Origin of the sequence: Methanobrevibacter sp. (assembly GCF_017447225.1) — an archaeon.
Lineage (GTDB): Archaea > Methanobacteriota > Methanobacteria > Methanobacteriales > Methanobacteriaceae > Methanocatella.
Window position 1 is genome coordinate 1 of sequence record NZ_JAFSNZ010000103.1, and the last position, 6736, is coordinate 6736.

5 protein-coding genes are annotated in these 6736 nt (G+C 35.8%); all 5 read right to left on the bottom strand.

From position 1 onward, the window contains the following. Nucleotides 1-793 (bottom strand): helicase HerA domain-containing protein (locus IJQ68_RS09820; RefSeq protein WP_292799913.1); only part of this gene is annotated, 793 nt, incomplete at its 3' end. Nucleotides 794-797: 4 nt separating this feature from the next. After that, entirely contained in the window at nucleotides 798-1892 is a 1095-nt protein-coding gene (locus IJQ68_RS09825; protein WP_292799916.1) for a DNA double-strand break repair nuclease NurA, read from the bottom strand. Nucleotides 1893-1946: 54 nt separating this feature from the next. Further along, nucleotides 1947-2699, bottom strand: coding sequence for a geranylgeranylglyceryl/heptaprenylglyceryl phosphate synthase (locus IJQ68_RS09830; RefSeq protein WP_292799919.1), 753 nt, complete (start codon nucleotides 2697-2699; stop codon nucleotides 1947-1949). Nucleotides 2700-2792: 93 nt separating this feature from the next. Further along, on the bottom strand, nucleotides 2793-2939 hold the full coding sequence (locus IJQ68_RS09835) for a 50S ribosomal protein L40e (RefSeq protein ID WP_058739021.1): 147 nt from the start codon (nucleotides 2937-2939) through the stop codon (nucleotides 2793-2795). Nucleotides 2940-3345: 406 nt separating this feature from the next. After that, nucleotides 3346-6736: hypothetical protein (locus IJQ68_RS09840; RefSeq protein ID WP_292799922.1), on the bottom strand; the 3391-nt coding region annotated here is incomplete at its 5' end.

The following is a 6736-nucleotide window of genomic DNA, read 5'->3' on the forward strand; positions in this document are numbered from 1 at the left end:
CTTCATCATCATATTCCACATCATTATACAGCACATCCACAACCAACTGTAAAAAATCAGTGGTATGTGACGTTCCTTCTTTTATAATATTTTTAGCTTTATTGAACGCCTGCCTGAAGAACCTTTCCTGGATTACTGCAGAATTCGGAATGCTAACCAATCTTTTGATTTCAGGAAATGACATGTATTGAGGATTGATTTTTGGCTGAATAACATTAACGTTACCGTTTGGGAATTCTGCATCCCTGTACTCGCCGTGCATATCAAATACGAAAACCGGAACATTATATCCCAGCATCTGGTCAATCAGTACCGCAACAGTGTTGGATTTTCCCGCACCGGTCATTGCCAGTATGGCCAAATGCCTGTTGAGAATGGGATTTGCCTCCACATTGACCTCAATGTCACTCTGATTTACAAGTGTTCCCAGTTTAATCGGATTTTTAACCTTGAAAACTTCATTCAGGATTTCCTTATCAGCCAGTTTTATTGGAGTTCCCGGAAGCGCAGGAGTTCTCGGAAGTCTCAGATTGTCATTGACATCACCTAAAAGCTTTACCTTTCCCTTAATGTAATAGTCCTTTCCGCCGATGCGGGCAATGGTTTGTATGGCCTCAACATCATGCAAATCAATGTTTAAAGCATCATTTCCCCTGACCAGGCTTTCAACCATTCCTAAAACTTTCTTGTTATCATATTCAACAATGACATATTCCCCTACCTGCGGCATCTTGTCTGAAATAAATGTTAATTCTGATAATGATATTTCACCTACACAATAACCTACTACCATTTAATCACCTCTTCAATTGTTCTCTGTTTGTCGTTTCATAAATTCTGCTAATCTTTAAAAGTTCTTCCACATGCTTGTTTGTAATTACAACATCATTATGAGCCTTGTTAAGCAAATATGGATAACCTTCGGCGGAATCCCTTTTGATTATTTCAACAATTTCCGTTATCAAATCATCATCCTTATCTACATAATAAGGAAGTTCCACTTTCAAGATGTTCTTGTTTTCCTTTAGCCTTACATAAAATATTGTAAACCATAATTCATTGAAAAATTCATTATAAACAGGAAAAGGAACTGCAGTGCTGTCCTTGACTTTTTTATGAATTATTTTGGAGATTCCCTGCTTTTCCGTCAGCTGATCAAGAATGCCTATATCGGGCGCCTTGCTGTGGAACAAATCATTGTTGGATGAAGTCTTTGATATTGAAATGATTTTTCTGTTCTTTTTAAGTACTTCCTTTAAGACCAGCAATTTCTCTATTGATGATAAATAGAGATTATAGACATCATCCCGTTCATAATCCTTGAATTCATCTCCACCTTCTCCGGACACGTGGGCAAAGACATTTCTTTTCACGTTAGGAAATGACAAGTCCAGACTGGATAAATCATTGATGTCATCTTCGAATAACTTTATGACACCCTTATCCAGATTTTTCATATCTGAAGGCTGTTTTGCTCCTTTAGGATAATGATTCTGAAGATCTCCCAGAATAGATCCGTCAAATAAATAATAGTCAACATCATATTCATTGATTGCCTTTAGGCAGCATTTGAGTTCAAATATTGACATGTAATTAGGAATAATTTCCCTTAGGAAAGGGACATGGTCCATTTCAAAGATTTCTGACTGTTCAATGTTTATTAAATTCCCATCATAAATGAGAGCTTCTGCTGAAACCGGACAGTAGTTAAACATCAGGAATTTTTTAATGTTGAAACTTCCATCTCCGGCAGCAATGGAAAAGTCCTTTTTACTTTTAGCAAATGGCTTATCGAACCATTTGTCCTTTAAGGTAAAATCTTCATTTTTTTCTGGTTCTGGTTTAAGATATATTCTATTATTAAGTGCTTTAATATATAGAGACTTTAACATAATATGTAATTTGTTAATATATATAAAAAAAAGTAGTGGTAGAGCAGTTGACAACTACTCCATTGAAGCTTTTAGGATAGCTCCAGTCAATTCTTGAATTTTAGATTTAACGTCATCGGTTTCTTCTACAATAGTACCTGTAACGATAATGTCTCCGCCAGCTTTTGCAGCAGTGTATGCTGCTTTAGCATCACGGATACCTCCTCCAACAACTACAATCATATCATCAGTTGCTCTTTTGGTGTATGCAACCATTTCAGGAGGAATAGGCTTATCAGCACCGGATCCTGCTTCAATATAGAAGAATCTCATTCCTAAAAGTTCAGATGCCATAGCATAAACTGCAGGGATTTTAGGCTTGTTTCTTGGGACCAGTTTAGCGTCTCCAACCCAACCGACAGTTCCTCCAGGTTCTGCAACCATGTAACCCATAGGCAATGTTTCGATTCCTGATTTTTTAACAGCAGGTGAAGCTAGAGCCTGTGCACCGATAATCCAGTAAGGATTGTTGGAATTAAGATAACTCATAAAGAATATTGCATCCGCATATCTACTTACGCTACTGGTATTTCCCGGGAAAATAATTATAGGAACAGCTATGTTTTCAGACAATATTTTACATGTTTCATCAACACCAATATTATCAACAGTGGATCCACCAATCATTATTCCGTCAGTTCCGCCTTCGATAGCCTGAGTTGCAATTTCCAAAGCTTCTTCAGGTGACTGTTCATCAGGGTCAATTAATGTGAAATGGATTTTCCTTTCTTTTAGTATGTTTCTAATATATTCTTCAACATTTTTCATAAAAATAAGTTTATTTAAAATTATATATTAATGCTTTGATAATATTGAAAATAAGAAATTAAAAAAAATAGTAAAAAAGAAAAGAGAATATGTCTATCCTCTTGGTTCTTTAGCTTTGTATCTTAAACCTTTGTAACCACATTTTCTACAAGTTGTTGCACCAGCAGGGTTACGAGCGTTACATTTTAAGCAGATTTTAATATTGAACATTCTGTTTTCTGCTTCTTCAAATCTAGCCATTAATAACTCCTCCTTATAATAATGAAATCTAATGAAATAATCGTTATGAAGAAAATAAGACATTTCAATAATCATAACTATTAATAAATTATATTAAATTAATAGTATTTAAAGTTTTAGATATTTTCACTTATTTGCTTGCAAAAAATTAGGAATATTGAAAAAATAAAGCACATATGGACGTATAATTGACTTATTTTAAGAAGTGACTGTACATTCAACGGTTGAAAAGTTCATTTTGATATTGTCAAATTGATTAAATTAACTGATCATGCAGTATATCTGATAGAAATTAATGCAACTATAATAATAAATTATCGTGAAATCCATTTAAAGACATGCAAAATCATTTCAAAATATTGAAAATAAAAAAAGATAGGAGTTAAATTTAACTCCCATTAAATACTTATTCTTTCCTACGTCTTAATCCTACACCAGCGAACATCAACGCCATAGCCAATAATACAAATGGATTACCTGTTGCTTTGGTATCCACTTTGGCCGGAGTATTAGTGCTAGTGTTTTCAATAGGTTTTTTGTGTTCAACAACTTCGACAGTTACACTTGCAACAGTTGAGTTTGCATCAAGAATTTCCTGATCGCTTTCGACTGAAACAGTATTTGTAACATTTCCTGCTTTTGTGGTTTTAGCTATGATATGCAAGACTTTATTGTTACCTGCATCAAGCTCACCTACAGTCCAAACACCATTTCCAGGATTATATGTGCCGTTTCCGTCATCGGAAGCATATAATAATCCGTCAGGCAAGATGTCTTTTACAGTTACACCAGTTGCATTGGTGTCACCTTTGTTGAGGATAATTACTGTAAACTCTACCAAATCACCTAAATCTGTTTTGGTTGTATTTGAAGTAATGATAACTTGCAAATCAACCTTAGGAGCAGGCTGAACATCAATTGTTACATTGGTTTTGCTTCCAGTAACGTTTGTGTTCTCTTCATTGGATACTACGTCCACATTATTGGTAATTTGACCTGCGCTTGTTACTTGAACTTTAATGGTTAAAGTTCTTGTTTCATTAGCGTTGATTGAGCCAACTTTCCAAACTCCACTGTTGTGGTCATATGCACCTTCAGCATCATCTGAAATGAAAACAACTCCATTAGGTAATTTTTCGTTTACGATTACGTCAGTTGCATTGGACGGACCTGCATTGACAACAACAATTACGTATTCAATAGTGTCTCCGACAGTCGGAGTCTTATTGCTTACATCTTTGCTTACGGACAAGTCCACTAATGAATGAACTGACATTGTGATTTCGTCATAGTTGTTTGTAAGGTTTGAATCTTGTTCTTGTGAAGATACAGTACCGTCAACAGTAATATTACCATCACGAATTATAGCGGCTTTAATAGTTGCTGAAACTTCCTGATTTGCATTCAGGTAGTCGATTGAGAAGTCACCATTTTCATTAACTTTTAATATATCGGATAATGAATAACCTAAAAGGTCTGAAGTTTCGAACTTGATTTCAGTTGAATTGATTGAAATTATTCTCAATCCGTTCAGGAAATCTTTGTTCAATTTACCGACAATACCTGTTGCATTTGATGGACCGTTGTTTCTGACTTTTAATGTGATAATCACTTCATCATTAATGTCAGGGTTTGTTTTGTCGACACTCAGTTCAATAGCAACATCCACAATGTCGCTTACGTGTATAGGAGTTCCGCCAGTAGTGTTAGTTCTGTTTTCATCGCAGGTAACGTTAACCTTATTTGTTAAATCGCCGCTGCCTACAGCAATACATACGACTTCAATGCTTAAGTTTTCACCGGCAGTCAATTTGGAAATGATCCAGGTAACTTTTCCGTTATCCTCAACACAATCCACATCACTTGAGACGAATTTTAAACCGTTTGGTAACTCATCAACAACAATGACATTGGATGCATTGGACGGACCATTATTCTTAACAACAATATTGTAACTGACTTTGTCTCCAACATAAATGTCGGAAACATTAGCAGTTTTAACAACAGTTAAATTAACGACAGGTTTTACTTCAATTTCATCGGAAGTTGTATTGGCAGTTGAATTCTGGCTGCATGTAACATTAGCGAAGTTAACAGCAGGGCCGTTGCTTACTGCAGATACAATGACATAAACACTGACTGAAGAATTGCCTTTCACTTTATCAAGTGTCCATTTTACATTTTGACCATCATTTACATAAGTACCGTTAGCGGAAGAGAATTTCACGCTTTCAGGTAAGATATCTTCTATTTCAACATTTGTAGCATCAGACAAACCTCTATTTTCAATTGTAATAGTATATTTAATGCTGTCTCCAACATAGACTTCAGTTACATTAGCAACTTTAGCAATGTCCAGTCTGACATCAGGTTCAACAGTAATGTTATCACTAGTTCCAGTCACGTTGGTTTTGTTTTCCTTAGCGTTTGCAACAACAGTATTTGCAAAAGTACCATTGGTTTTTGCTTTAACGATAAGATAAACTGTAGCGGATTCATTAGCATTGATATTACCAATAGTCCATGTGACAACACCAGCATTGTGGCTACCGTCAGATTCGACAAAGGCAAATTCATCGCCTAAGGTATCTGTGACAGTTACATCACTGGCATTGCTTAAACCATTATTAGTCACGGTAATATTGAATCTGATTTCATCACCAACCTTGATTTCAGTAACATTTGCAACTTTAACAATGTTTAACTCGACATTTGGAACAACAGGAATATCATCTGAAGAATTGGTTACTTCAGTATCGTTTTCTTTAGCGTTAGCGGTTACAGTGTTTGCAAAAGTACCGTCTTTTATTACTTTAACAATGACAAATACTTCAGAAGAGCCGTTAGCTGCAATTTTTGATACAGTCCAGGTCACAGTACGTGAACGAGCATCATAACTGCCACCAGAAACATGTTCAAATGCTTCATCCAATACATCAGACACATTAACATCAGTAGCATCGGACAATCCACTATTTTTGATTATAATAGTGAATTTTATGCTGTCTCCTACAACAGCAGAAGTCACATTAGCAACTTTTACAATGCTTAACTCAACATTTGGAGTAACCGGAATATCATCAGAGGAATTTGTAACCTCAGTATCATTTTCCTTGGAAATTACACTGACATTATTTGAAACACTGCCAGCACTTAAAACAGTAACAACTAAAGTTACAGTCTCAGAACTGTTAGCAGCAACACGATCAATAGTCCATGAGACTTCACGAGTATCCAAACTATAATTACCGCCTGAAACATAACCAAATGCCTTATCCAGCACATCAGTCACTTTAACGCCAGTAGCATCAGACAAACCGTTATTAGTAACGATAATTGTGAATAAAATATTGTCTCCAACAACAGCGGAAGTCACATTAGCCTTCTTGGTAATATCCAACTCAACATTAGGAACAACCGTAACATTATCACTGGTCTTGTTAACAACAGTATCGTTTTCACTACTGTTAGCAAATGCAGTATTTGATAAATTACCAGCAGCAATAACATTCACAACAAGAACAACTTTTTCAGAATGACCTGCAGCAATACTTGAAATAGTCCAGGAAGCATTACGTGAAGAAACGTCAAATGCATCCGCACCGGAAACATATCTCACAGTTTCAGGCAAGATATCCCAAACATTAACGCCAGTAGCATCAGACAAACCATCATTTTTAACAGTAATAGTGTACTCGATCAAATCACCAACAACAGCGGAAGTGACATTAGCGGATTTGCTGATGACCAATTCCACATTTGGAGTAACCGGAATATCATCAGAGGAATTTGTAACC